The organism is Tropicibacter alexandrii, from assembly GCF_003667315.2.
In the GTDB taxonomy this organism is placed as follows: domain Bacteria; phylum Pseudomonadota; class Alphaproteobacteria; order Rhodobacterales; family Rhodobacteraceae; genus Tropicibacter; species Tropicibacter alexandrii.
The window spans coordinates 29,127-52,800 of sequence record NZ_RCTZ02000004.1 but is presented as its reverse complement, the minus strand read 5'-3'; the positions used below and the strand labels follow the sequence as shown (position 1 = coordinate 52,800).

Here is a 23,674-nt window from a genome sequence, read left to right as displayed (position 1 = left end):
CAATCGATCCCGCGCCCTTGGGCAGGCATCAAACATCCTTGTCCCGCGCCACCGCCAGCAGCTCTGCCACCAGCGGCAGGAATGCGCCCGAGTCGGGGCGCGCGGCAATCCTTAGCCCCTTTATATGATGCGACGGGGCGGCGTTGGCCACCGCTTCGCTCAAAGCCGCGACAAGAAGTGGCGCTTTTATACTCATATTGCGCAACAATTTTGCGCTTCGAGGCGAATAGAGCGGCACCACAACCGGCGTCGTCCCAGTCAAAACCCGCTGCGCCTCGATGGTCAAGGGCAGCGCGGGTTGATCATAGATCACCGCTGCGCGCGTTTCGACCCCGGCTGCACTCAGCCGACCGGCCACGTCGCCGCGCGTATGGGTGCCGCGCATGTGGATCAGGGGCGCATCGGGGCGCAGGTCCCTGAGCCACGCGATCAGGGTCTCGGCATTGCCATCGGCGGATCGGGCGTGCAGCCCGGCATTGGTCGCGGCCTCTGCCGTGGCCTGCCCGACGGTGAAGGCCGGCAGGCCCGCAGGCCCACCCAGCGCGCGATAGGCGGCGACCGCATTGGCCGAGGTGAAAATCAGCCCTTGCGCATCCTCCATCTCGGGCAATGGCCCTGTTACCTCGATCCCGATCAGCGGCGAAATCACCGGCTCGAACGCGCAGCCCATCTCCCTCAGCTGGTCCACCACCCGGCGCGAGGCGTCCTCGGGCCGTGTCAGCAGCAGGATGGGCAGCGTGTCAGGCATCACAGCTCCGGGATTGTGAGGCAGCCTCTCCGGTGCTACCTGCTGTGGACCATCAACGCAATGGGACCATGGATGACCCTTTCGCCGCTGATCCTCGGGCTGGAAAGCAGCTGTGACGACACCGCCGCGGCGCTGCTGCGCGGGCGCGAGGTGCTGGCGAGCGTCGTGATGGGGCAGAACAGCCTGCACGAAGCGTTCGGAGGTGTCGTGCCGGAAATCGCCGCGCGCGCCCATGCGGAACGATTGGATCTGTGCGTGGAACAGGCCTTGGACGAGGCGGGGGTGACCCTGCGCGAGGTCGACGCCATTGCCGTCACCGCCGGGCCGGGGCTGATCGGCGGTGTGCTGTCGGGCGTGATGCTGGCCAAGGGGCTGGCGGCGGGCCTGGGCAAGCCGATGATCGGGGTCAATCACCTTGCGGGCCACGCGCTGACGCCGCGCCTGACCGATGGGCTGGCCTTTCCCTACCTGATGCTGCTGGTGTCCGGCGGGCATTGCCAGTTCCTGATCGTGCGCGGGCCAGAGGATTTCACCCGCCTCGGCGGCACCATCGACGACGCGCCCGGCGAGGCCTTTGACAAGACCGCACGGCTGTTGGGCCTGCCGCAACCGGGTGGCCCGTCCGTCGAGGCCGAGGCGCTGAACGGCGATGAGAAACGCATTCGCTTCCCCCGCCCGCTGCTGGACCGGCCCGGCTGCGATCTGTCCTTTTCCGGGCTGAAGACCGCGTTGATGCGCCAACGCGATGCGATCACCGCCGAAAAAGGCGGTCTGACCGTGCAGGATCGCGCCGATCTGTGTGCCGGGTTTCAGGCCGCCGTCCGCGACGTGCTGGCGGAAAAGACCCGTCGCGCGGTGGCCCTGTATCTGGACGAAAGCCCCGACACCCCGGCATTGGCCGTGGCCGGAGGCGTCGCCGCTAACAGCGCCCTGCGCGCGGCCCTGCAAGCCGTGTGCGACGAAACCGGGTTGCAGTTCACCGCGCCGCCGTTGCGCCTGTGCACCGACAATGCTGCGATGATCGCCTATGCCGGGTCGGAACTGTTTGCCGCGGGGCGGCGTTCCGGCATGGACTTGTCAGCCCGCCCGCGCTGGCCCCTCGATACGAGGTCAGCACCCTTGGTGGGCTCGGGCAAGAAAGGGGCAAAGGCATGATCTCCATTCTTGGCGGCGGCGCATTCGGCACCGCGTTGGCCGTCGCGATCGGCAAGTCCCGGCCCGTGACGCTTTGGGCGCGCGATGCCGCCCCGCTGCTGGAGACACGCGAAAGCCCGCGCCTGCCCGGCGTGACCTTGCCCGACGACGTCACCGTCACCGCCGATCTGACCGAGGCGATACAGGCCGAGGCGCTTCTGTTCGCCATGCCGATGCAAAGCCTTTCGGGCTTTGCCCACCGCATCGACGATCCCTTGACGGACAAGGCGCTGGTGGCCTGTTGCAAGGGCATCGACCTGACCACCCTGCGCGGTCCCGCCGCGATCCTGTCGGACCATTGGCCAAAGGCGATCCCGGCCATCCTGACCGGCCCGAGCTTTGCCGCTGATATCGCACGCGGCCTGCCGACGGCGCTGACACTGGCCTGCGCGCAGGACCCCCGAGGCCAGATCCTGCAAGGGCTGCTGTCGAACCCCACCCTGCGGCTCTATCGTTCGACCGATGTGACCGGCGCGGAACTGGGCGGCGCGCTGAAAAACGTCATGGCCATCGCCTGCGGGGCCTGCATGGGTGCCGGTCTGGGCGACAGCGCCCGCGCCGCGCTGATGACCCGTGGCTTTGCCGAGATGACCCGCCTTGCAGCACGTCTGGGCGCAAAACCCGAGACGCTGGCGGGGCTGTCGGGCTTGGGGGATCTGACGCTGACCTGCACGTCGGACCTGTCGCGCAACTATCGCTTCGGCTTTGCGCTGGGGCAGGGCGAGGCATTCGACCCAAAGGTCACGGTCGAGGGCGCCGCCACCGCGCGCGCCGTCACCGAACTGGCCCGCCAAAAGGACATCGCTCTGCCGGTCTGCGCCATCGTCGCGCGGCTGACCACCGGCGACTTGACCGTGGCGCAGGCCATGGACACCCTGCTTTCACGACCACTCAAGGAAGAATGACATGCTTATCGCCCTGATCGCCAAGGACAAACCCGGCGCGCTGCAAACCCGCAAGGACAACCGCGACTCGCACCTTGCCTATATCGACGCCACGGGCGTTGTCACGCAGGCCGGGCCGCTGCTGGACGATGCAGGCGAGATGTGCGGCTCGTTGGTCATTCTGGACGTGACCGACATGGCTGCTGCGCAGGATTGGGCCGACAATGACCCCTATGCCAAGGCCGGGCTCTTCGACAGCGTCGAACTGATCGCGTGGAAGAAGGTCATCGGATGACCTACTGGCTGTTCAAATCCGAGCCGGACACATGGTCCTGGACCGATCAGGTCGCCAAGGGCGACACGGGCGAGGAATGGGACGGCGTGCGCAACTATCAAGCGCGGAACTTCATGCGCGAGATGGCCGTGGGCGACCGGGGCTTCTTCTACCACTCGCAAAAGGAAAAGGCCGTGGTGGGCATCGTCGAGGTGATCGCCGAGGCCCATACCGACAGCAAGGCCGACGACCCCCGGTGGGAGTGCGTCGACATCAAGGCGGTCGAGCCGCTGCCGAACCCCGTCACGCTGGACGAGATCAAGGGCGATGAGCGCTTGGCCGAGATGGCGCTGGTGCGTCAGGCGCGGCTTTCAGTGCAACCCGTGACTGCCGAGGAATGGCGGATCGTCTGCGAAAAGGGCGGTCTGAAGGGCTAGATTTCAGTAGCCAAGCGCCCGCTGCTGCGCCACGCTGGATGCCGTGGATGTGGAGAGCGGGCATGGACCTTGTGAATGTCATCGTCGCCACCATCGCGGCCTTTGGCGTCGGGGCGGTGTGGTACAACGTCTTGTCAAAGCCTTGGATCAAGGCGGCGGGCATCCCCTGCGACGAGAACGGCAAGCCTGAGGGTGGTCCGAACCCGATGCTGTTCGCGCTGGGCTTTGTCTTTCAGCTGATCGTGGCGGGCATGATGCGCCACGTCTTCGAGTCGAGCGGCACGGTCAGCATCGGCGGCGGGTTGGTCGCCGGTCTTGGCATCGGGGCCTTCTTCATCACGCCGTGGATCGCGTTGAACAATACCTATGGCGGCAAGCCGTGGGCGCTGACCCTGATCGATGGCGGCTATGCCACTGTCGCCTGCGGGGTGATGGGTCTCGTCCTGAACCTGTTCTGACATGAAAAAGGGCCCAACCGGGCCCTTTGCCATCGCACTGTGCCGGGCTCAGCCGTAGACGGATTCCTTGCGGAAATGCTTGGTCAGCATGTAATAGACCACGGCGCGATACTTGTTGCGCTCGGAGCGGCCATAGGTGTCGATCACGGAATTGATCGCATCCATCAGCTCGGGGCCGTCGGACAGGCCGAGTTTCTTCATCAGGAAGTTGGTCTTCACCGTTTCCAGCTCGCCCTCCTGCGAGGCGGCGACGGTCGAGGCATCGGCATTGTAGATCGACGGACCACAGCCGATGGTGACCTTGGTCAGCAGGTCCATGTCGGGCTCCATCCCGCACTTGTTCTTCAGATCGTCCGCGTATTTCGCGATCAACTCGTCACGTTTGCCCATGATCGGCTCCTTGTCTTGTCGGGTCTGCGCCCGGTGACGTTTCAGCGATGATGGCAGTCCCCCGCCCTCGTCTCGGTACGTTAACGGCTCTGCCCGACATGACAACGGGTTTTTCACCGTGCGATTCCCCGTGCTTGCGCGGCAGGGGGCGGCGTGCAAACTGGCGCAAACGAGGGAGGACAGACCATGGACGAGACGCGGACCGTGAGCTTTACCCGGATGAAGGATGGCACGCAGGAGGATTACCTGATGCTGGCCGAGCTGGAGAAGCCGTTTCTGGCGCTCACCGCCGACCGGGTGCTGGACGAGTTGCGCCGCGCCGGTGAGGCGACGCTAGAAGGGTACAAGATCACCCGCCTGCAACACGGGCTGCAATCGGCGACGCGGGCGGAACGGGATGGGGCGGACCTCGACTGGGTCGTGGGCGCATTGCTGCACGACATCGGCGACGGGCTGGCGCCGCAGAACCATGACCGCATGTCGGCGGAAGTAATCCGGCCCTTCGTGCGCTGGGATGTGGCTTGGGTGGTCGAGCATCACGGCATCTTCCAGATGCTGTATTACGGGCACCATTACGGATGGGATCGCAATGCGCGGGACCGGTTCAAGGATCACCCCTGTTTCGACAGCTGTTCCGAGTTCTGCGAACGCTGGGACCAGTCATCCTTCGACCCGGATTACGACATGCTGCCGCTGGAGCATTTCGCGCCGATGGTGCGCGAGGTGTTCGGACGCAAGGCCTATGATCCGGAGGTGCTGCGCGAAGGCTATGTCTCGCCTTTGACAGGGGAGCGCGGGGAGTAACCCCGCGCTACGACCCCGAGAGCAGGGCTTTCAGGTCATCCGTTTTCAGGTCGCCCGGCTTCAACCCCTCGTTTTGCAGGCGGTGGCCAAGGGCGACCATGGCGTCGTTCAGCGGCGTCGGCACGCCGTGCAGACGGCCCAGCAGGGATATCTCGCCGTTGAGATAATCGGTCTCGACCGAACCGCCGCGCAGCAGGCTTTGCGCGGTGGACCCGCCTTGGCGCGTTTCGCCGGGGACATCGGTGATCTGCATGAATTCATCGCGGCGCGGGTCGCTGTCATTGGTTTCCCAGTCGATCCCGGCGGCGCGGTAGACCTGTTCCGCCTCGGCCTGAAGCGGCTTGGTCAGGGCGGGCAGGTCGGGTGACCGTCCAACTGCGGCCTGAAGGATATTCCCGAGATTGACCAACAGCTTGCCGTATTTCGAGCAGAGCGCGTCCGGGCGCGCGAAAGCCGCGAAGTTGGCGTGCGTCAGGGCCGCTGCAAGCGAGTCGTCTGCGGCATCCAGACCGGCCGGGTAGCGGCCCAGATCGAGTATGCCGAATTTCGGACGGCTGTAGGCGACCACCTTGCCCGGTTCCAGAAAGGTGCCGGGCAGCATGACCGTGACGCTGTGCACATTGGGAAAGCGGCGCAGGGCGAGGCGTTCGTTCTCGACCCCGTTCTGGAAGCAGAAGATCGGCTGGTCGGTCACGCCCGCATCCCGCAGGGCATCGAGCGCCTCGGCGGTATGCTGGGTCTTCATGCAAAGCAGGATCGCGTCATCGGAGCGGAAGGTTAGCTCCGACGGGTGGGCGACGCAGGCCATCTGGACGGTGTCATCCACCTCGGGGGTGCGCAGGCGCAGGCCTTTGGCGCGGATTGCGTCCAGCTGGGCGCCTCGAGCGATGCCGACGACCTCCTGCCCAGACCGGATCAGGGCCGCGCCGACCACGCCGCCGATGGCGCCCACGCCGTAGATGATGATGCGCATGGTTGCTCTCCAACTGGAAAGGGCCGGGAGTGACCCGGCCCTGTGTGCAACAGAAAGTAGGATGGGTGATCACCCATCCTACCTTGAGCACCGCTGTTCAGTAGCGATAATGCTCGGGCTTGAACGGACCTTCGGGCGTCACGCCGATATAGGCGGCCTGCTCGGGCGACAGCTTGGACAGTTTCACGCCGATCCGGTCCAGATGCAGCGCGGCCACCTTTTCATCCAGATGCTTGGGCAGGATGTAGACGCCGGGCGGGTATTCGTCGCCCTTGGTCCACAGTTCGATTTGCGCCAGAACCTGGTTGGTGAACGAGGCCGACATCACGAAGGACGGGTGGCCGGTGGCGTTGCCGAGATTCAGCAGACGGCCTTCGGACAGCAGGATGATGCGGTTGCCCGAGGGCATCTCGATCATGTCCACCTGATCCTTGATGTTGGTCCACTTGTGGTTCTTCAGCGCGGCGACCTGAATCTCGTTGTCGAAGTGGCCGATATTGCCGACGATCGCCATGTCCTTCATCTCGCGCATGTGCTCGATCCGGATCACGTCCTTGTTGCCGGTCGTGGTGACGAAGACGTCAGCGGTGGACACCGCGTCTTCCAGCGTCACGACCTCGAACCCGTCCATTGCCGCCTGAAGCGCGCAGATCGGGTCGACCTCGGTCACCTTCACACGGGCACCGGCCCCGGAGAGCGAGGCGGCAGAGCCCTTGCCCACGTCGCCATAGCCACACACGACCGCAACCTTGCCAGCCATCATCGTGTCGGTGGCGCGGCGGATGCCGTCGACCAGCGATTCCTTGCAGCCGTACTTGTTGTCGAATTTCGACTTGGTCACGCTGTCATTGACGTTGATCGCCGGGAAGGGCAGCTGGCCCTGCTTCTGCAGCTCATACAGGCGGTGGACACCGGTGGTGGTTTCCTCGGACACCCCGACGATCTGGTCGCGGGTCTTGGTGAACCAACCGGGGCTGGCCGCCATGCGCTTGGCGATCTGCGCCTTGATCACCGCCTCTTCTTCGGATTGCGGCACGGGGATGATGTCCTCACCGGCTTCGGCGCGGGCGCCGAGCAGGACATACAGCGTCGCGTCGCCGCCATCGTCGAGGATCATGTTCGGACCGTCGTCGAACAGGAAGGATTTGTCGAGGTAATCCCAATGTTCTTCGAGGCTTTGCCCCTTGATCGCAAAGACCGGCACGCCCGCCGCGGCAATCGCCGCCGCCGCGTGGTCCTGCGTCGAGAAGATGTTGCACGACGCCCAGCGCACATCCGCGCCCAGCGCCACCAGCGTTTCGATCAGAACGGCTGTCTGGATCGTCATGTGCAGCGAGCCGACGATGCGCGCGCCTTTCAGCGGTTTGCTTTCGCCGAACTCGGAACGCAGCGCCATCAGGCCCGGCATTTCGGTTTCCGCGATATCCAATTCCTTGCGGCCGAACTCGGCCAGTGCAATGTCCTTGACGATGTAATCCGTGGCCATATGCCAGTCTCCAATGCTAATCTTGGTTGGGTTGGCCAGTATCATCCCTTGCCATGGCAGGCAACGTGGATAAACCTGCAAGGCAAAGCATAAGAAGGGGCAAGGCGATGAGTGCGGTTTTGGCAGGCACCAAGGCAACCAACGAGCACGGGACATACCATGTGCCGGAGGGGCTGGAGGGACGCCCGGCTGCCAAGCTGGCACTGGCGGGCAAGGTCTACGAGCCCGACACGATCCGCTTCATGTGCGATCATGCGGGCGAGGGCGACATCATCCATGCGGGCGCGTTCTTCGGCGACTTCATCCCCGCCCTGTCCAAGGCGCTCGCGCCGGACGCGACACTCTGGGCGTTCGAGCCGAATCCCGGCAATTTCGAGGCCGCGCAGCAGACCATCGCCCTGAACGACCTGACGAACGTCACCCTGACCAACGCCGCCCTGTCGAACCGGGACGACGTGATCCGCTTCAAGACCAAGGACGAAGACGGAAAATCCCTCGGCGGCCTGTCGCATTTCGTCGAGGAGGACGGCCCCGGCGTCGAGGCCATTCAGGCCGCGATGCTCGATTATACCGTGCCGCTGTCGCGCAAGGTCTCGATCCTGCAACTGGATGTCGAAGGGCATGAGAAACAGGCGTTGAAAGGCGCCTATCACCTCATCCATCGCTGGCAGCCGATCCTGATCCTTGAATATATGGGCCAGCTGCAATGGCTGAACCGGACCTTCCGGGGTGTGACCTACACGCAGATCGGCAAGCTGCACGGCAATTTCGTCTACGTGCCCGAAGGCTCTGACATCACTTTGTAAGAGGCGCGACATGGCCAAACCTGCACGCGCATGGCAGCGCATGCTGTCGGGACGGCGTCTCGACCTGCTGGACCCGACCCCGGTCGATATCGAGATCGAGGACATCGCCCACGGCCTCGCCTTCGTGGCGCGCTGGAACGGCCAGACCGAGGGGGACTGGCCCTATTCCGTCGCCGAACACTCGCTGCTGGTGCTGGACCTGTTCGAGCGGCTCTGCCCCAAGGCGAGCGTGGCGGACCGGCTGACCGCGCTGCTGCATGACGCGCCCGAATACGTGATCGGCGACATGATCTCGCCGGTGAAGGCGGCTGTCGGGCCGGGCTATGGCGAGCTGGACAAACGCCTGAGCGCCGCGATCCATATCCGCTTTGGCCTGCCTGCGGTCACACCCGTGCGGCTGAAAAAGCAGATCAAGAAGGCCGACAATATCAGCGCTTGGATGGAAGCGACGCAGATCGCGGGCTTTTCCATCGGCGAGGCGGACAAGTTCTTTGGCAAGCCTGACCGCACGGTGATCGACGGTCTGGACATCCATCTGCGCCCGCCCGTCGAAGTGCGCCGGGATTTCACCGCGCGCCACGCGGCCCTGATGGAGTCGCTTTGAAACCGGGCGGATGACAACCGGCCTCCGGCTTCTTGCATGTGCAGAGCGCGTGTCCCAACGCGCAACTTTGGGCTGATGCGGGCAACAATTTCCGGTCCGACCTGGGGATTTTTCACAAAATTGGAAACCAATTGCCCCAATCGCGCCGCATTGACCGTGCATCTGATGATCCAAGCGGGGCGCCAGGTCCCGAGTGTTTGACCAGGAGATGCCGGTGTTTCGTAACAGATTTCTTGTCCTTGCCCTTGTAACCTCTGCCGTGGCGGGCTGTGCCAGCTTGTCGCCGGTGGTGACACGCAATGCCGTCGATGACGGCGCGATGCAGGTCGCCATCCATGACGATCAGGGCCTGATCGCACAGGCGCAGGCCGTCGAGCGGGCCAGCCGCGAATTGCTGCTGCGCAGCACGATGAAGGGCGCGGCGCTGGGCGCAGCTGCGGGCTGCGGGTTGGCGGCGATGTCCGGCGGCGGGTCGAGCAAATGCATCACCGGCGCATTGGCGGGTGGGGCGATCGGGGCCGTGGCAGGCAATGCCGCTGGCAAGGCCGCGATCGAAAAGCGGGTCGAGATCGTCGACCTGTCCCGCATCATGCCCGCAATGCGCAGCGCCGACGGCGAGATGGCGCGGTTGACCGCCGACATGCCCTCTGTGCTCAAGGCGCAGGACGCAGAGATCGCGGCGCTGGATAAGGCGTTGGCCGAGGGCACCGTCACGATGGACGCGCATGCCGCGCGTCTGGCCGAAATCCGCGATACCCGCCGACAGCTGATCGATGCATTGTCCCTGACCGAGAAACAGGCCCGGGCCGCGCGCGCCGCGCTGATCTCGGCCGAGGATGCCGGGCAAGACGGTCTTGCATGGTACGTGCTTCGGACGCGCGCCCTTGAAACCGAAGCGGTTTCTGCGCGCGAAGCGATCACGCTGCTCTGAGGCAAGCCCGGGGTGTGGTCTTGTGGTCACGACAGGACATTGGTTCCCGGTTCGCAACAAGCTGCCCCAATTTCGCCCCATTCTCGCGGAAGCGTGAGTGTTCAGTCCATGGTTCAATGAGGTCCCGCATGGTTCGGTCTCACTTTGTAATTCTCGCGCTCGTTGCGCTGACAACCACCGCCTGCGGTCGCCTGCCTGAGGCCGACGGCACCGCGCGGCAACAGAACTTCCTTCTCGATATGCCCGAGGCGGACGCGTTTTGGCAGGAAGCCCACCTGACCCGCAACGCCATCGCGCTGGAGGATTCGATTCGCATGATGCTGGTCGACGCGCGCGCCGATGGCAGCGCGTGCTCCGGTCGCATCCTGTCCGATCCCGCGCTTGCGGACTGTTCCGAACGTCAGATGAAGGCGGGCTGGATGGGCGGTCTGGCAAGCCTCGGGCTGGGGGACAGGCCCTTGGTCCCCGAACGGCTCTCGCCCGCCATGGCGGATATCTTTGCGCGGATGGATGTCGTCGACGAGGGGATCGCCGAACTGTTGATTGCCCAGCGCAACGAAACGGTGCGCCTGAATGAGGAACACGCCAAAGGCATCATCACCCGTCCGGTCTACGAAGCCCGGCTGGAGGAAATGCGCAAGAACCGCAAGGTCGTGGCCGAGACGCTGGCGCTGGGCGCGGACCGCGCGGCCAAGGCGCGGCGCATGTTGGAACGCGCGCGGTCGGATGGTCAGGACGGGCTGTCGTGGTACGTCCTGTCCATGCGGCAGGTCGAAGAACGCGCCCGCACCAGCCAGTCCCGCCTGCTGGTGCAAGAGGGCTGATCGCCCTCAGCGCGGGCTGCGCTTGGCCAGAATACGTTGCAGGGTGCGGCGGTGCATGTTCAGCCGCCGCGCGGTCTCTGACACGTTGCGGTCGCACAGTTCATACACCCGCTGGATATGCTCCCAGCGCACGCGATCCGCGCTCATCGGGTTTTCCGGCGGCGGCGGCAGTTCGTCGCCCTTCGACAGCAGCGCATTGGTGATGTCGGTGGCATCGGCCGGTTTCGACAGATAGTCGGTCGCCCCGATTTTGACCGCAGCCACCGCCGTGGCAATCGCGCCATAGCCGGTCAGGACGACGATCCGGCTGTCCGGGCGCTTTTCGCGCAGCACCTCGACCACGTCGAGCCCGTTGCCATCCTCCAGCCGCAGGTCGACCACCGCGTAGGCCGGGGGGCGGGCCGTGGCAATCGCCGTGCCCGCAGCGACCGAACCGGCCATCTCGACATCGAAACCACGCTTTTCCATCGCCTTGGCGAGGCGCCGCAGGAACGGTTCGTCATCGTCCACCAACAGCAGCGACTTGTCCGGACCCAGCTCGTCGATATTGCTTTCCGCCAAAGGGCTTCCTCCCGCCTATCGCGTTGCGTGGCTTGGAGTATTAGCCCGCTGCCCCCCGGCGGTCAAACGCATTGCACGAAGCTGTCAAGAGGCGTCAATGAAGCAAGCGACCCGATCGGCCATCTGCTCGGGCGTGACCTCGCGGCGGAAGTAATCGACGAAACCCGCCTCGGGCAGCACGAGATAGGTAAAGGTCGAGTGATCGACGAGGTAATAGTCGGGGTCGCCGTCCTGCTTCTTGTAATAGGTGCGATAGGCCTTGGACGCGGCATCCACCTGTTCGGGCGTGCCGGTCAGGCCGATGAACTTGTCATGCAGATTGGCGGCGAATTCGCCCACCTGTTTCGGCGTATCACGCTCGGGGTCGATGGTGATGAAGACCGGCGTGGCGCTATAGCCGCGCTCCGCCAGCACGTCGATCGCGTCCGCGTTGCGCGCGGTGTCGAAGGGGCAGACATCGGGGCAGAAGGTGTAGCCGAAATAGACCAGCGACGGCTCGGTGATGACATCCTTGTCGGTGACGGTTTCACCGGCGCTGTTCATCAGGGTGAACGGCCCGCCGATATCCCCCGCCACGGCGCCCTCGCGACAATCGGCATAGGGGTCGTCCGAGCCGCCAAATAGCCCGTCCAGCCAACCCGCCGACGCGGTGAAGCTGCCCGCCAGCAAAACGCCAAGCGCTCCTGCGGCGATGATCGCGATTTTTCCGGACATGGGGCCTCCTGCAATCGGTTTGTGAGCGACACGCATTCAGGTAACAATCATCGGGCGGTCAACAACAGGACGAAAGCGCGCAGATGTCACAAAGTGATCTTGGCCTGATCGGCGAGCACCAGCGCAGCAACTGGATCCGGCTGCGCACCATGATCCTGCTGCGCTGGTTCGCCATCGCCGGGCAGATCACCGCCATCACGGTCGCGCAGCACATGTATAACCTCCAGTTGGAACTGGGCCTGTGCTACCTTGCCGTTGGCGTGTCGATCATGGGCAACCTGATCGCGATCTTCGTCTTTCCGGAAAACAAGCGCCTGTCCGAGACGGAAAACTTCATGATGGTCATGTTCGACCTCTTGCAGTTGTGCTTCCTGCTGTTTCTGACTGGCGGCCTGCACAACCCGTTCTCGCTGCTGGTGCTTGCGCCGGTCACCGTGTCGGCCAACGTGCTGTCGCTGCGATCGACGGTGATACTCGGGCTGACGGCCTTCGGGCTGGTGACGATGATGATGCTCTATCATCTGCCCTTGCGCACCGAACAGGGATTCATCCTGCGCATTCCGGATATTTTCGTGTTTGGTCAATGGATTGCAATCACCATCGCCTTGGTCTTCATCTCGGTCTATTCGCGCCGCGTCACGCGCGAGATGCATTCGATGTCCGATGCGCTGGCCGCCACCCAGATGGCGCTGGCCCGCGCGCAAAAGCTGAACGATCTGGGCGGGGTAGTGGCCGCCGCCGCGCACGAACTGGGCACGCCCCTCGCGACGATCAAGCTGACCTCGGCGGAACTGGCCGAGGAACTGGAGGGCGATCTGCGCGACGATGCCCTGCTGATCCGCGAGCAGGCCGACCGCTGCCGCGACATCCTGCGCAGCATGGGCCGCGCCGGAAAGGATGACCTGCACATGCGGCAGGCGCCGCTGGTCGAGGTGATCCGCGAAGCCGCCGAACCGCATGAGAATCGCGGCAAGGAAATCTTTCTCGAAGATGGCCCCGGCCCCGGTGGCGCCTACCTGCCGCCGCAGATTTACCGCCGCCCCGAGATCATCCACGGGCTGCGCAACCTCGTGCAGAACGCCGTCGATTTTGCGCGGACGACGGTCTGGATCGAGGCGATCTGGACGGACAAGACCATTTCGATCCGCATTCTCGACGACGGGCGCGGCTTTCCCCCGCATCTGCTGGGCCGCATCGGCGACCCGTTCATGCGCCGTCGCAAGACCGAGGCAGAGCGCAAACAGCGCCCGGAATACGAGGGGATGGGCCTTGGCCTGTTCATCGCCAAGACCTTGCTGGAACGCTCCGGGGCGGAGTTGAGCTTTGCCAACGGCACCGACCCGTACAAACCGACGCCGGAGCACGGGCAACGCCGGGGCGCTATCGTCGAGGTTGTCTGGCCGCTGGCCAAGGTCGTGCCGCCGCGGTTGGAACCCGGCGAGGCTCTGGGCGAAAATCAGCGATTTGAGGTTTAGAGTGCGGCAGGTAAAACACGCTTTACGGGAAATGTGTGTCGGGTTGCGCTAGGTAAGGCTTAACGCCATGTTAACCTGGCTGCTCTTATGGTTGCGCTAATCAGGCCAAAAGGCGGGATATCGTGAACGACGGACTTATTCTGGCCATCGGTACCGGCGCGGGGATCGCGCTGCTTCTGGGTGCGCTGGTGCTCCATCTTGCGTCCCGCCGGGCAGCGCGGCGTCCCACACGGCGCCCCGACAGCCAAGAGATGGTCGTTCTTTTGCGCGACGGCGAGATCATCGACAGCACCGCCGATGCCGCCGAGATCTTTGACAGGCCCATGCTTCAGGGCGTGCAATGGGCGGAAATCTACCCGGAACTGGCGCGTCGTTTCCCCGACCTCCCCGAGGATCTCGGGCAGACCGAATTGCAGATGATCGCCGCCGACGACCCGGACACGATCCTCAGCGTCACCCACACCCGCGACGTCGCACGGCTGTCGATCCGGTCCCGCCCGATCAATATCGGCCAGATGCACCGCCTTGCCCGCGACCGCAACAAGCTCGAACGCCTGTCGCGGGTGATCGATATCGACCCGAATCCCGTCTGGATCATGAGCGACAGCGAAATCGTGCTCTGGTACAACCCGGCCTATGCCGAGATCTGCGAGGATGCCGAGGTCGATCCCGACGAATCCTGCCCGTTCGAAATCGCCCTGCCACTGGCGCGGTCCCCGCGGACCAGCCGTGTCAGCCTCCCCGGTCGCGAGGGCAAGCGGCGCTGGTTCGAGGTGCAGTCGCATCCCATCGCCGAAGGCTGGCTGCATTTTGCCATGTCCATCGATCCCCTGATCGAGGCGGAAATGGCGCAGCGCAACTTCGTCCAGACCCTGACCAAGACATTTGCCCACCTGCCCATCGGGCTTGCGGTCTTTGACCGCGAGCGGCGCTTGGTGCTGTTCAACCCCGCACTGCTCGACCTGACCCACCTGCCGGTGGATTTCCTGTCGGCCCGCCCCAACCTGTTCAGCTTCTTCGACCACATGCGCGAGAACCGCATGATGCCCGAGCCCAAGAATTACGTCTCTTGGCGAGAGAAGCTACATGATGTTGTGTCCGCCGCGCGCGAGGATCGCTATAACGAGACGTGGAACCTGCCCTCGGGCCTGACCTATCGCATCACCGGGCGACCGCATCCCGACGGGGCGGTGGCCTTTCTGATCGAGGATATCAGCGCCGAGATTTCGCTGACCCGCCGGTTCCGATCCGAACTGGAGCTGACGCAATCGGTGCTCGACTGCTTTGACGATGCCGCGGCGGTGTTCTCGCGTCTTGGGGTCCTGACCTTTTCCAACGCGGCCTATCGCGAGATGTGGAAATGCGACCCCGACGGGGCCTTTGCCGAGATCACCATCGTCGACACGACCAAGGACTGGCAACGCGCCTGCGAGCCCTCTCCGATCTGGGCCGAACTGCGCGAATTCGTGCTGACCATGCAGGACCGCACCGGATGGGAAGCCCGGCTGACCACCACGGACGGCAAACCGCTGCGCTGCATGATCGAACCGGTCTCGGCCGGGGCCACCCTCGTCCGCTTCATGGCCGATCCCGGACGCTCCGAGAAGGGGCTTGCCAAGAAACCCGGCAGCAGCGCGTCGATCCAATAGCGTCCACATCTGGTTGCGCGGACCGGCTGTGCGGGTAATGTCGCGCCATGACCGCGACGACCCTGACCCTTGCCTCCCCTGACGACACCTGCGCCTTGGCGATGGCCCTTGGTGCGCGGCTGCGCGCCGGTGACGTGCTGCTCCTGTCGGGCGAGATCGGCGCGGGCAAGACGCATTTCGCCCGCTGCCTGATCCAGTCGCGGCTGGATGCGCCCGAGGACGTGCCCTCGCCGACCTTCACGCTGGTTCAGGTCTACGACACTGCCACGACGGAAATCTGGCATGCGGACCTGTACCGCCTGTCCTCGCCGGACGACTGCATCGAACTGGGCCTGACCGACGCGTTCGAAACCGCGATCTGCCTCGTGGAATGGCCCGACCGGCTGGAGGACCTGACCCCGGCCAAGGCTTTGCACCTGACGCTGGCCGACCGGGGCGGCGACGTGCGCCAGTTGACCGCCCAATGGACCGACCCACGCTGGGCGGGCGTGCTGGAGGGGCTGTTGTGAGGTTTCTGGACGATCTGGGATGGGCGGAGGCCACGCGCGAACCGCTTGCGGGCGATGCTTCGACTCGCGTCTACACGCGCTTGCGTCAAGGGTCGAAGACCGCGATCCTGATGCAGGACCCGGACGGCGATGTCGATCTTTTTGCCCGGCTGGCACGGCACCTCACCGGGCTGGGCCTCAGCGCGCCGCGCGTTTACGGTCAGGCAAAGGGCCTGCTTTTGCTCGAAGATCTGGGGGACGGTCTGATCGCCCGTCTGGCGTCCGACACCCCCGAACAGCCGCTTTACATCGTGGCCACCGACGCGCTGATTGCCTTGCATCGACACGCCGCGCCATCCGGCCTGCCCGTGGCCACGCCCGACCGGCTCGCGCAGATGATCGACCTTGCGTTTCTGCACTATGCCGACCGCCCCGACCTGATCGCGCAGGCAACCGACGCGCTGCGCCCTGTGCTGGCAACCCACGCCATGCCCGCCGATGTCATGGTGCTGCGCGATTACCACGCCGAAAACATCCTCTGGCTGCCCGACCGCAAAGGTGCCGCCCGCGCCGGGTTGCTCGACTTTCAGGATGCCTTGCAGGGGCATCGCGCCTATGACCTGATCTCGCTGCTCGAAGACGCCCGTCGCGATGTCGCCCCCGCCACGGTCGAGGCCTGCATCCAGCACTACCTCTCCGCCACCGGCCTGCCGCAGGACGCCTTTCGCGCGTCGCTCGCCGTGCTGGGAGCCCAGCGCAACCTGCGCATTCTCGGCGTCTTTGCCCGGCTGGCAAAGACCCGGGCCAAGCCGCATTACATCGACCTGATCCCGCGCGTCTGGGGGCATCTTCAGACCGACCTGAACCACCCGGCGCTGGCGCCGCTGCGCGCCGTCATCGCGCAGCTGCCCATCCCCGACGCGGCCCATCTGGAAAGGCTGAAGTCATGCCCGATGCCGTGATGCTCTTTGCCGCCGGGTTCGGGACGCGCATGGGCGTGCTGACGCGGGACCGCCCCAAACCGCTGCTGCCCGTCGCGGGCAAACCTTTGCTCGACCATGCCCTTTCGCTGACCGAGGGCATCCCGACCCGAGTCGTCAACGCCCATTACCACGCCGATCAGGTGCTGGCCCATCTGGCCGGGACCGACATCGCTGTCAGCGTCGAGACGCCCGATATCCTCGACACCGGCGGCGGGCTGCGCAACGCCTTGCCACTCTTGGGCGAGGGGCCGGTCTTTACCCTCAACACCGATGCGATCTGGCACGGGCCGAACGCGCTGGACCTGTTGCGCGCCGCGTGGCGCCCCGCCGAGATGGACGCGCTGCTGCTGTGCGTGCCTCTGGCCCGCGCGATCGGGCGGCAGACCCCCGGGGATTTCGCGTTGCAGGGCAACCGCCTGACACGCAAAGGGGATCTGGTCTATACCGGGGCGCAGATCATCAAGACCGACCTGCTGGCCGACATGCCCGAGGGCGCGTTCAGCCTGAACCTGCTCTGGAACCGCATGGCCGAGGCGGGGCGCCTGTGCGGCACCGTTTATCCGGGCGAGTGGTGTGACGTTGGCCACCCCGAGGGGATCGCGCTGGCCGAGGAGATGCTGCATGTTTGACACCCCCGGCCCACGCCTGTTCGGGCTTGCCCCCGGCATCGACTTCCCACGCGCCTTGGCCGAGGGGCTGCGCGGCCGCGCCACCGCCCCCGACGCGCTGGCCCGGGTGGAGCTTTACGTCAACGCGCCCCGCATGGCCCGCCGTCTGCGCGATGCCTTCGACGCGGGCCCCGCCTGCCTGCTGCCGCGCATCCGCATGATCACCGATCTGGCCGATCCGCTGACCCGCGCCGCGCTGCCCGCGCCGGTGCCGCCGCTACGCCGCAGGCTGGAGCTGACCGGTCTGGTCTCGGGCCTGCTGGATGCACAGCCCGATCTTGCCCCCCGCGCGGCGCTGTTCGATCTGGCCGACAGTTTGGCGACTCTGATGGAGGAAATGCAGACCGAGGGCGTTTCCCCGGACGTGATCCGCGCGCTCGACATCACCGACCAGTCCGGCCATTGGCAGCGCGCCTTGGCCTTCTTCAACATCGTCCAGACCTATTTCAAGGCAGACTCGGACCCCGACCCGAACGCCTTTTCCCGGCTGGCCATGCATTTGCGCCTCAAGGCGTGGGACGAGCAGCCGCCCGACCATCCCGTGATCGTCGCAGGCTCGACCGGCTCGCGCGGCACCTCGCATGAGTTCATGCGCGCGGTGGCGGGTCTGCCGCAGGGGGCGGTGGTGCTGCCGGGCTTCGACTTCGACATGCCGCAGGCGGTCTGGGATCAGCTGACCGACGCGCTGACCGGCGAGGATCACCCGCAATTCCGCTTTGCCAAGCTGTTGACGGAACTGGAGATGCAGGCGCGCGACGTGCGCCCTTGGACCGGCGCGCAGGCCCCCAGCCCGGCGCGCAACCGGCTGATCTCGCTCGCTTTGCGGCCCGCGCCCGTCACCCATCAATGGCTGTCCGAGGGGCCGTCGCTGCCCGATCTCGTCGATGCGACCGACGGCATGACCTTGGTCGAGGCCCAAAGCCCCCGCGAAGAGGCGCTGGCCATCGCCCTGCGCCTGCGGCAGGCCGTCGAGGATGGCACCCCGGCGGCGCTCATCACGCCCGACCGGATGCTGACCCGTCAGGTCACGGCGGCGCTGGACCGCTGGAACATCCTGCCCGATGACAGCGCCGGGACCCCTGCGCAACTGTCGCCTCCGGGGCGGCTGCTGCGCCATGTGGCGCAGCTGTTCGAGTCCCCGCTGACGGCGGAAACCCTGCTGACGATCCTGAAACATCCGCTGACCCATCGCGGGGCCGGGCGCAATCAGCACGTGCTGAACACCCGCGATCTGGAACTGCATATCCGCAAGAACGGCATGCCCTATCCGACGGCCGACACCCTGCACGCCTTTGGCGTCGCGCGGAACGTCGCGCCATGGACCGACTGGGTCGCGCAGACCTTTTGCGCGCAGGACACAGAGGGAAAGCGTTCCCTGACCGACTGGCTCGACACACATATCGCGCTGGCCGAGGCCATCGTCGCCGGGTCACAAAGCACCGATGCGCGCGAGCTGTGGGCGCAGGGGGCGGGCCGCGCGGTGCAGGGCATCGTCACCACCCTGCGCGACGAGGCGGGCCACGGCACCGACATGACCGCGCGCGACTACGCGGCGCTGTTCTACGCCATCCTCAGCCGGGGCGAGGTGCGCAACCCCGACGACCCGCATCCGCTGATCCGCATCTGGGGCACGTTGGAGGCCCGCGTCATGGGGGCCGACCTGCTGATCCTCGCCGGTCTGAACGAAGGGTCTTGGCCCGAGATGCCCGGCGCCGACCCGTGGCTGAACCGCAAGATGCGGTTTGACGCCGGGCTGCTCTTGCCGGAACGGCGGATCGGCCTGTCGGCGCATGACTTCCAGCAGGCGGCGGGCGCGTCCGAGGTCTGGCTGACCCGCGCGCTGAAATCCGACGATGCGGAAACCGTGGCCTCGCGCTGGATCAACCGGCTGACAAACCTGATGACCGGCCTGCCAGAGCGTCACGGGCCGGAGGCGCTCAAGGCGATGAAGGCGCGCGGCGCGCGCTGGCTGGACTACGTGACCGCGACTGAACTGCCGATCAAGGCCGACCCCGCGCCGCGCCCCTCGCCCGCGCCGCCCGTCGACACCCGGCCCCGCCAACTCTCCGTCACGGAAATCAAGCGCCTTATCCGCGACCCGTTTGCCATCTATGCGCGCCACGTTCTGGGCCTGCGCAGGCTCGACCCGCTGATGCAGGCCCCCGACGCGCTGATGCGGGGCATCGTGCTGCACGAGGTCTTCGAGACCTTCGTCAAACAATCGGTGGACGATGCCAGCCTCTTGACCCCGCAGGCCTTTGCCGACACCGCCCGCAGGATCATCGAGACCGAGGGCGCGGTGCCTTTCCCGACCAATCGCGCGCTCTGGCTGTCGCGGATGCAACGCATCGCCGAATGGTTCACCGACAGTGAACGCGCCCGCCAGACCGTGGCCCGCCCCGCGAATTTCGAGGTCAAGGGCGGGCTGGACATCCCCGCGCTTGGCTTTCGCCTGACGGGACAGGCCGACCGGATCGACATCGACGACCGTGGCCTTGCGCATATCTACGATTACAAGACCGGCACCGCGCCCACCGACAAGCAGCAGAAAAGCTTTGACAAGCAATTGCTGCTGGAGGCCGCGATGGTCAAACGCGGGGCCTTTGGCGACATCCAGCCGCGTGACGTGGCCCGTGCGCTGTTCATCGCGTTGAACCCGCGTGACCCCAAAGAGGTGCCCGCGCCGCTCGACGACATCCCCCCGGACACGGTCTGGGGGGAATTCGTGCTGCTGATCACAGCCTATATGACGGCTGACAAGGGCTTTACCGCGCGGCGCGCCATGTTGTCGGACAAGGATGCGGGTGATTACGACCACCTTGCGCGTTTTGGCGAGTGGGACGTGACCGACGACCCGGCCAAGGAGGTGCTCGAATGAAGCGCGACGCCGCGACCGAGGCGCAGATCACCGCCGCCCGCCCGGATCAATCCACTTGGCTGGCCGCCAATGCGGGCTCGGGCAAGACCCGCGTGCTGACCGACCGCGTGGCGCGGTTGCTGCTGGACGGGGTCTTGCCGGAACACATCCTGTGCCTGACCTATACCAAGGCCGCCGCGACCGAGATGCAGAACCGCCTGTTCAAGCGGCTGGGCGATTGGGCGATGCTGTCGGAACAAGCCCTGCGCGCCGAGTTGGACAAGCTGGGCGTGGAAAAGGCGCTGGGCCCCGACTTCCTGCGCGATGCCCGCACGCTGTTTGCCCGCGCGATCGAGACGCCGGGGGGCCTGCGCATCCAGACCATCCACTCCTTCTGCGCGTCGCTGTTGCGCCGTTTCCCGTTGGAGGCGCGCGTCTCGCCCCAGTTCAAGGAGATGGAGGATCGCGCCGCCGAACGCCTGCGCGCCGAGATTCTGGACCGCATGGCCGATGGCGATCAGGCGCATCTGATCCGGGGGATCGTGCCCTACCTGTCCGATGAAAGTCTGCCCGCGCTGGTGGCCGAGGTCGCCCGGTTCCGCGACGGCTTTGCCGATATCACCCCCGCGCAGATCCGCGCCGCCTATGGGCTGGCCGAGGATGCCGGGCCGCACACCGCGTTGGAGCAGGTCTTTCTCGGGTCCGAGACTGCGCTTTGTGCCGCGCTTGCCTCGATCCTGAAGGACGGCGGGTCCACGGATAAGGCGCTGGGGCTTGGGATGGCCCAAGTCACGGCCCATGACGCCGCCGGGCTGGACGCGCTGGAAGGGGCGCTGCTGACGCAGGCCGGGACCCTCCGCAAGACCCTTGGCACCAAGAAGCTGCGCGGCGATCACCCCGACCTGTTCGCGCAACTCGACCAACTGGCCGCCCGTGTCGAGGCCGCCCGCGAAACCCGCATCGCGCTGGGGGCGGTCGCGCGCGACGAGGCCCTGCACGACTTTGCCCAAGCCTTCCTGCCTGCCTACGAGCATGAAAAGACCCTACGCGGCTGGTTGGATTTCGACGATCTGATCACCCGCGCCCGCGATCTGCTGTCCGACCCCAAGGTCGCCGACTGGGTGCTGTATCGCCTCGACGGCGGCATCGACCATATCCTGGTCGATGAGGCGCAGGACACCAGCCCCGTGCAATGGCAGGTGATCGAACGGCTGGCGCATGAATTCACCTCAGGCGAGGGCGCGCGTCAGGACGTTCGCCGCACGATTTTCGTCGTGGGGGACAAGAAACAGTCGATCTACAGCTTTCAGGGGGCCGACCCGTCTGAATTCGACCGGATGCGCGACGATTTCGCCGAACGGCTGACCCGCACCGAAACGCCGCTTGCGGCGCTGACGCTGAAATACAGCTTCCGCTCCGCCGAGCCGATCCTGTCGCTGGTCGATGCGACGTTCGAGGGCGCGGTGGAGTCGGGCTTTTCCCCCGACCAGACCCACATGGCCTTCAAGGACCGGATGCCGGGGCGCGTGGACCTGTGGCCGCTGGTCGAAAAGGTCGAAGAGGACGAGGATGGCGAGTGGTTCCAGCCCGTCGACCGGGTGTCTTCGACCCATCACACGGTGATCCTCGCCCGCCGCATCGCGCGCTTCATCAAGGCGCGCATCGACGAGGGCCACCCCCTGCCGGTCGAGGTCGGCCATTCCGGCGCCTACGAGGCGCGCCCCGTGCACGCGGGCGATTTCCTGATCCTCGTGCGGTCGCGCGGGCGGCTATTTCAGGAAATCATCCGCGCCGCCAAGCAAGAGGGCCTGCCCATCGCCGGGTCCGACCGCCTGCGCGTCATGTCGGAACTGGCGGTGCGCGACATCATCGCGCTGCTGACCTTTCTCGCCACGCCCGAGGACGACCTGTCGCTGGCCACCGCTCTGCGCTCGCCCCTGTTCGGGATGAGCGAGGCGCAGCTATATAGCCTCGCGCGCAGCCGGTTTGTCAGCCGTGAGGGCAAGGTCCAGAAACGCTACCTGTGGGAGGAGCTGCGCGATCACCGCAAGGGGGATTTCCCTGAACCGCTGCGCATCCTGCACGACCTGATGGGGCAGACTGACTTTCTGCGCCCCTACGACCTGATCGAGCGTATCCTGACCCGCCACAAGGGCCGTCGCCTGCTGATGGGCCGTCTGGGACCCGAGGCCGAGGATGGCATCAACGCGCTGCTCGGGCAGGCGCTGAGCTATGAGCAATCGGATATCCCCTCGCTGACCGGCTTTCTGGAATGGGCGCAGACCGATAATCTGGAAATCAAGCGCGCCCCCGACAGCGCTGGCGAAACGCTGCGTGTCATGACGGTGCATGGATCGAAGGGGCTGGAGGCCCCCATCGTCATCCTGCCCGACACGACCCCGCCGCGCGGGCCGTCGCGCACCGTGCTGATGCGCGACGACACCGGCGTGATCTGGAAACAGCCCGGCAGCGCACAGCCCGCCCGGCAGACCGCCAGTGTCGAGGCCGAAAAGGCCCGCGAGGCGCAAGAGCGCGATCGCCTGCTCTATGTCGCCATGACCCGTGCCGAGAAATGGCTGATCGTCGCGGCGGCGGGCGATCTGGGGAAAAGCGGCGACGCGTGGTATGACAAGGTGCGCAGCGGAATGGAGCGCATGGGCGCGCAGCCACACATGTACGATTTCGGCGCGCTCGACCGGGGCGAGGGGCTGGCCTTGGGCCAACTGGATTGGACCGATCTGACCCTGAAACGCCCCGATGTGGTCCGCAAGAAGGCGCATGACATCCCCCTGCACCTGCTGCATCCCGCCCCCGATCCGGTGCAGCCGGACAAGACCCGCAGCCCGTCCGATCTGGGCGGGGCCAAGGCCTTGCCCGGGGCCGAGGGCGACACCGAAGAGATCGCGACCCTGCGCGGCACGGCCCTGCACATGCTGCTCGAACACCTCGCCGCGATGCCGGTGGACCGTCGCGCCGAGGCGGGCGATCTGCTGGTGGCGCATCTGCACGCGGATGCGGGCTTTGCCCCGGTCTTCGACCTGCTGCCCGCCATGAGGGACGAGGCGCTGGCGCTGGTGAACGCCCCGGCGCTGGCCCATGTCTTTGCCGCCGAGACCCTCGCCGAGATCCCGATCACGGCGGACCTGCCGGGGATTGGCCGCATCCATGGGGTGATCGACCGGCTGATCGTCACGCCGGACCGCGTCACGGCGGTGGATTTCAAATCCAACCGGGTGGAACCGGCGCGTGTGGATGAAGTCCCCGAAGGATTGTTGCGCCAGATGGGGGCCTATGCCGCCGCGCTGAGGCAGGTCTATCCGGACCGGCAGATCGACACCGCGTTGGTCTGGACGCGCTCGGCCACCTATATGCCGTTGTCACACGACGACGTGACACAAGCTCTCGGACGGGCGGCTGCATCTTGACCTTACGGGCCCGCATCCATACCTTTCGCGCCTGACACTTT

The 23,674-nt window shown here is 65.8% G+C and carries 23 protein-coding genes; 17 read left to right on the top strand and 6 right to left on the bottom strand.

The window, feature by feature from the left end; translation table 11 throughout:
• Window positions 1-28 precede the first annotated feature (28 nt).
• A complete protein-coding gene (locus D8Z78_RS06490; protein WP_121629331.1) occupies window positions 29-748 on the bottom strand; it encodes a uroporphyrinogen-III synthase in 720 nt (239 codons plus the stop codon).
• A gap of 72 nt (window positions 749-820) precedes the next feature.
• Between D8Z78_RS06490 and tsaD the strand changes: the two genes are divergently transcribed.
• The 5 genes from tsaD to D8Z78_RS06465 all read left to right on the top strand — a co-directional run bounded on the left by tsaD (window position 821) and on the right by D8Z78_RS06465 (window position 3,995).
• Entirely contained in the window at window positions 821-1,903 is a 1,083-nt protein-coding gene (gene tsaD, locus D8Z78_RS06485) for a tRNA (adenosine(37)-N6)-threonylcarbamoyltransferase complex transferase subunit TsaD (protein WP_121629330.1), read from the top strand.
• Entirely contained in the window at window positions 1,900-2,847 is a 948-nt protein-coding gene (locus D8Z78_RS06480) for an NAD(P)H-dependent glycerol-3-phosphate dehydrogenase (protein ID WP_121629329.1), read from the top strand. Before tsaD ends, D8Z78_RS06480 begins: the two co-directional genes overlap by 4 nt.
• Window position 2,848: 1 nt before the next feature.
• Window positions 2,849-3,121 (top strand): YciI family protein, encoded by a 273-nt coding sequence (locus D8Z78_RS06475; RefSeq protein ID WP_121629328.1) that lies wholly within the window; start codon window positions 2,849-2,851, stop codon window positions 3,119-3,121.
• Window positions 3,118-3,537, top strand: coding sequence for an EVE domain-containing protein (locus D8Z78_RS06470; protein WP_121629327.1), 420 nt, complete (start codon window positions 3,118-3,120; stop codon window positions 3,535-3,537). Before D8Z78_RS06475 ends, D8Z78_RS06470 begins: the two co-directional genes overlap by 4 nt.
• A 62-nt stretch (window positions 3,538-3,599) precedes the next feature.
• Window positions 3,600-3,995, top strand: coding sequence for a DUF1761 domain-containing protein (locus D8Z78_RS06465; protein WP_121629326.1), 396 nt, complete (start codon window positions 3,600-3,602; stop codon window positions 3,993-3,995).
• Window positions 3,996-4,043: 48 nt separating this feature from the next.
• Here D8Z78_RS06465 and D8Z78_RS06460 read toward each other — a convergent pair whose 3' ends face one another.
• Window positions 4,044-4,385 carry a DUF2853 family protein gene (locus D8Z78_RS06460; RefSeq protein ID WP_121629325.1) on the bottom strand — a complete coding sequence of 114 codons (342 nt, stop codon included), beginning with the start codon at window positions 4,383-4,385 and terminating at the stop codon, window positions 4,044-4,046.
• 219 nt (window positions 4,386-4,604) lie between these two features.
• Here D8Z78_RS06460 and D8Z78_RS06455 point away from each other — a divergent pair, with 219 nt between their 5' ends.
• Complete coding sequence (locus D8Z78_RS06455; RefSeq protein WP_121629571.1) at window positions 4,605-5,189, top strand: HD domain-containing protein; 585 nt, start codon at window positions 4,605-4,607, stop codon at window positions 5,187-5,189.
• A 7-nt stretch (window positions 5,190-5,196) separates the two neighbouring features.
• On the opposite strand, the gene D8Z78_RS06450 is transcribed toward D8Z78_RS06455, so the two are convergent.
• Together D8Z78_RS06450 and ahcY are read right to left on the bottom strand one after the other, a co-directional pair.
• Window positions 5,197-6,162: a ketopantoate reductase family protein gene (locus D8Z78_RS06450; protein ID WP_121629324.1), complete on the bottom strand. Its 966-nt coding sequence runs from the start codon at window positions 6,160-6,162 to the stop codon at window positions 5,197-5,199.
• Between the two features lie 97 nt (window positions 6,163-6,259).
• Window positions 6,260-7,648, bottom strand: coding sequence for an adenosylhomocysteinase (gene ahcY / locus D8Z78_RS06445; protein WP_121629323.1), 1,389 nt, complete (start codon window positions 7,646-7,648; stop codon window positions 6,260-6,262).
• Window positions 7,649-7,755: 107 nt separating this feature from the next.
• Here ahcY and D8Z78_RS06440 point away from each other — a divergent pair, with 107 nt between their 5' ends.
• The 4 genes from D8Z78_RS06440 (at window position 7,756) to D8Z78_RS06425 (ending at window position 10,813) form a co-directional block, all read left to right on the top strand.
• Window positions 7,756-8,454, top strand: a complete 699-nt coding sequence (locus D8Z78_RS06440; protein WP_164932903.1) for an FkbM family methyltransferase — start codon at window positions 7,756-7,758, stop codon at window positions 8,452-8,454.
• Window positions 8,455-8,464: 10 nt separating this feature from the next.
• Window positions 8,465-9,058 carry an HD domain-containing protein gene (locus D8Z78_RS06435; protein ID WP_121629321.1) on the top strand — a complete coding sequence of 198 codons (594 nt, stop codon included), beginning with the start codon at window positions 8,465-8,467 and terminating at the stop codon, window positions 9,056-9,058.
• 214 nt (window positions 9,059-9,272) lie between these two features.
• Complete coding sequence (locus D8Z78_RS06430) at window positions 9,273-9,989, top strand: hypothetical protein (protein WP_128910741.1); 717 nt, start codon at window positions 9,273-9,275, stop codon at window positions 9,987-9,989.
• A gap of 128 nt (window positions 9,990-10,117) precedes the next feature.
• Complete coding sequence (locus D8Z78_RS06425) at window positions 10,118-10,813, top strand: hypothetical protein (protein ID WP_121629319.1); 696 nt, start codon at window positions 10,118-10,120, stop codon at window positions 10,811-10,813.
• Between the two features lie 6 nt (window positions 10,814-10,819).
• On the opposite strand, the gene D8Z78_RS06420 is transcribed toward D8Z78_RS06425, so the two are convergent.
• Window positions 10,820-11,374, bottom strand: coding sequence for an ActR/PrrA/RegA family redox response regulator transcription factor (locus tag D8Z78_RS06420; RefSeq protein WP_121629318.1), 555 nt, complete (start codon window positions 11,372-11,374; stop codon window positions 10,820-10,822).
• 84 nt (window positions 11,375-11,458) lie between these two features.
• On the bottom strand, window positions 11,459-12,088 hold the full coding sequence (locus D8Z78_RS06415; protein WP_121629317.1) for an SCO family protein: 630 nt from the start codon (window positions 12,086-12,088) through the stop codon (window positions 11,459-11,461).
• Between the two features lie 83 nt (window positions 12,089-12,171).
• Between D8Z78_RS06415 and regB the strand changes: the two genes are divergently transcribed.
• From regB to addA, 7 genes are all read left to right on the top strand, one after another.
• A complete protein-coding gene (regB, locus tag D8Z78_RS06410; protein ID WP_121629316.1) occupies window positions 12,172-13,563 on the top strand; it encodes a sensor histidine kinase RegB in 1,392 nt (463 codons plus the stop codon).
• 122 nt (window positions 13,564-13,685) lie between these two features.
• Complete coding sequence (locus D8Z78_RS06405) at window positions 13,686-15,212, top strand: PAS-domain containing protein (RefSeq protein WP_240672018.1); 1,527 nt, start codon at window positions 13,686-13,688, stop codon at window positions 15,210-15,212.
• A gap of 47 nt (window positions 15,213-15,259) precedes the next feature.
• The gene (gene tsaE, locus D8Z78_RS06400) at window positions 15,260-15,721 is read left to right on the top strand and encodes a tRNA (adenosine(37)-N6)-threonylcarbamoyltransferase complex ATPase subunit type 1 TsaE (protein WP_121629315.1); all 462 of its coding nucleotides are present in this window, start codon (window positions 15,260-15,262) and stop codon (window positions 15,719-15,721) included.
• Window positions 15,676-16,662, top strand: coding sequence for an aminoglycoside phosphotransferase family protein (locus D8Z78_RS06395; RefSeq protein WP_121629314.1), 987 nt, complete (start codon window positions 15,676-15,678; stop codon window positions 16,660-16,662). The genes tsaE and D8Z78_RS06395 overlap by 46 nt, the downstream gene beginning before the upstream one ends.
• Window positions 16,647-17,312, top strand: a complete 666-nt coding sequence (locus D8Z78_RS06390; protein WP_121629313.1) for a nucleotidyltransferase family protein — start codon at window positions 16,647-16,649, stop codon at window positions 17,310-17,312. Before D8Z78_RS06395 ends, D8Z78_RS06390 begins: the two co-directional genes overlap by 16 nt.
• Window positions 17,305-20,229: a double-strand break repair protein AddB gene (gene addB / locus D8Z78_RS06385; RefSeq protein ID WP_121629312.1), complete on the top strand. Its 2,925-nt coding sequence runs from the start codon at window positions 17,305-17,307 to the stop codon at window positions 20,227-20,229. The genes D8Z78_RS06390 and addB overlap by 8 nt, the downstream gene beginning before the upstream one ends.
• Entirely contained in the window at window positions 20,226-23,633 is a 3,408-nt protein-coding gene (gene addA / locus D8Z78_RS06380) for a double-strand break repair helicase AddA (RefSeq protein WP_121629311.1), read from the top strand. Before addB ends, addA begins: the two co-directional genes overlap by 4 nt.
• Window positions 23,634-23,674: the final 41 nt, after the last annotated feature.

Coding starts and splice junctions, on each gene's coding strand:
- addB (WP_121629312.1), top strand. CDS start 17,305: ATGTTTGACACCCCCGGCCCACGCCTGTTCGGGCTTGCCCCCGGCATC.
- addA (WP_121629311.1), top strand. CDS start 20,226: ATGAAGCGCGACGCCGCGACCGAGGCGCAGATCACCGCCGCCCGCCCG.
- D8Z78_RS06490 (WP_121629331.1), bottom strand. CDS start 748: ATGCCTGACACGCTGCCCATCCTGCTGCTGACACGGCCCGAGGACGCC.
- D8Z78_RS06465 (WP_121629326.1), top strand. CDS start 3,600: ATGGACCTTGTGAATGTCATCGTCGCCACCATCGCGGCCTTTGGCGTC.
- D8Z78_RS06390 (WP_121629313.1), top strand. CDS start 16,647: ATGCCCGATGCCGTGATGCTCTTTGCCGCCGGGTTCGGGACGCGCATG.
- D8Z78_RS06460 (WP_121629325.1), bottom strand. CDS start 4,385: ATGGGCAAACGTGACGAGTTGATCGCGAAATACGCGGACGATCTGAAG.
- D8Z78_RS06425 (WP_121629319.1), top strand. CDS start 10,118: ATGGTTCGGTCTCACTTTGTAATTCTCGCGCTCGTTGCGCTGACAACC.
- D8Z78_RS06475 (WP_121629328.1), top strand. CDS start 2,849: ATGCTTATCGCCCTGATCGCCAAGGACAAACCCGGCGCGCTGCAAACC.
- D8Z78_RS06435 (WP_121629321.1), top strand. CDS start 8,465: ATGGCCAAACCTGCACGCGCATGGCAGCGCATGCTGTCGGGACGGCGT.
- D8Z78_RS06455 (WP_121629571.1), top strand. CDS start 4,605: ATGAAGGATGGCACGCAGGAGGATTACCTGATGCTGGCCGAGCTGGAG.
- D8Z78_RS06395 (WP_121629314.1), top strand. CDS start 15,676: ATGGACCGACCCACGCTGGGCGGGCGTGCTGGAGGGGCTGTTGTGAGG.
- D8Z78_RS06480 (WP_121629329.1), top strand. CDS start 1,900: ATGATCTCCATTCTTGGCGGCGGCGCATTCGGCACCGCGTTGGCCGTC.
- D8Z78_RS06470 (WP_121629327.1), top strand. CDS start 3,118: ATGACCTACTGGCTGTTCAAATCCGAGCCGGACACATGGTCCTGGACC.
- D8Z78_RS06440 (WP_164932903.1), top strand. CDS start 7,756: ATGAGTGCGGTTTTGGCAGGCACCAAGGCAACCAACGAGCACGGGACA.
- regB (WP_121629316.1), top strand. CDS start 12,172: ATGTCACAAAGTGATCTTGGCCTGATCGGCGAGCACCAGCGCAGCAAC.
- D8Z78_RS06450 (WP_121629324.1), bottom strand. CDS start 6,162: ATGCGCATCATCATCTACGGCGTGGGCGCCATCGGCGGCGTGGTCGGC.
- tsaD (WP_121629330.1), top strand. CDS start 821: ATGACCCTTTCGCCGCTGATCCTCGGGCTGGAAAGCAGCTGTGACGAC.
- D8Z78_RS06415 (WP_121629317.1), bottom strand. CDS start 12,088: ATGTCCGGAAAAATCGCGATCATCGCCGCAGGAGCGCTTGGCGTTTTG.
- ahcY (WP_121629323.1), bottom strand. CDS start 7,648: ATGGCCACGGATTACATCGTCAAGGACATTGCACTGGCCGAGTTCGGC.
- tsaE (WP_121629315.1), top strand. CDS start 15,260: ATGACCGCGACGACCCTGACCCTTGCCTCCCCTGACGACACCTGCGCC.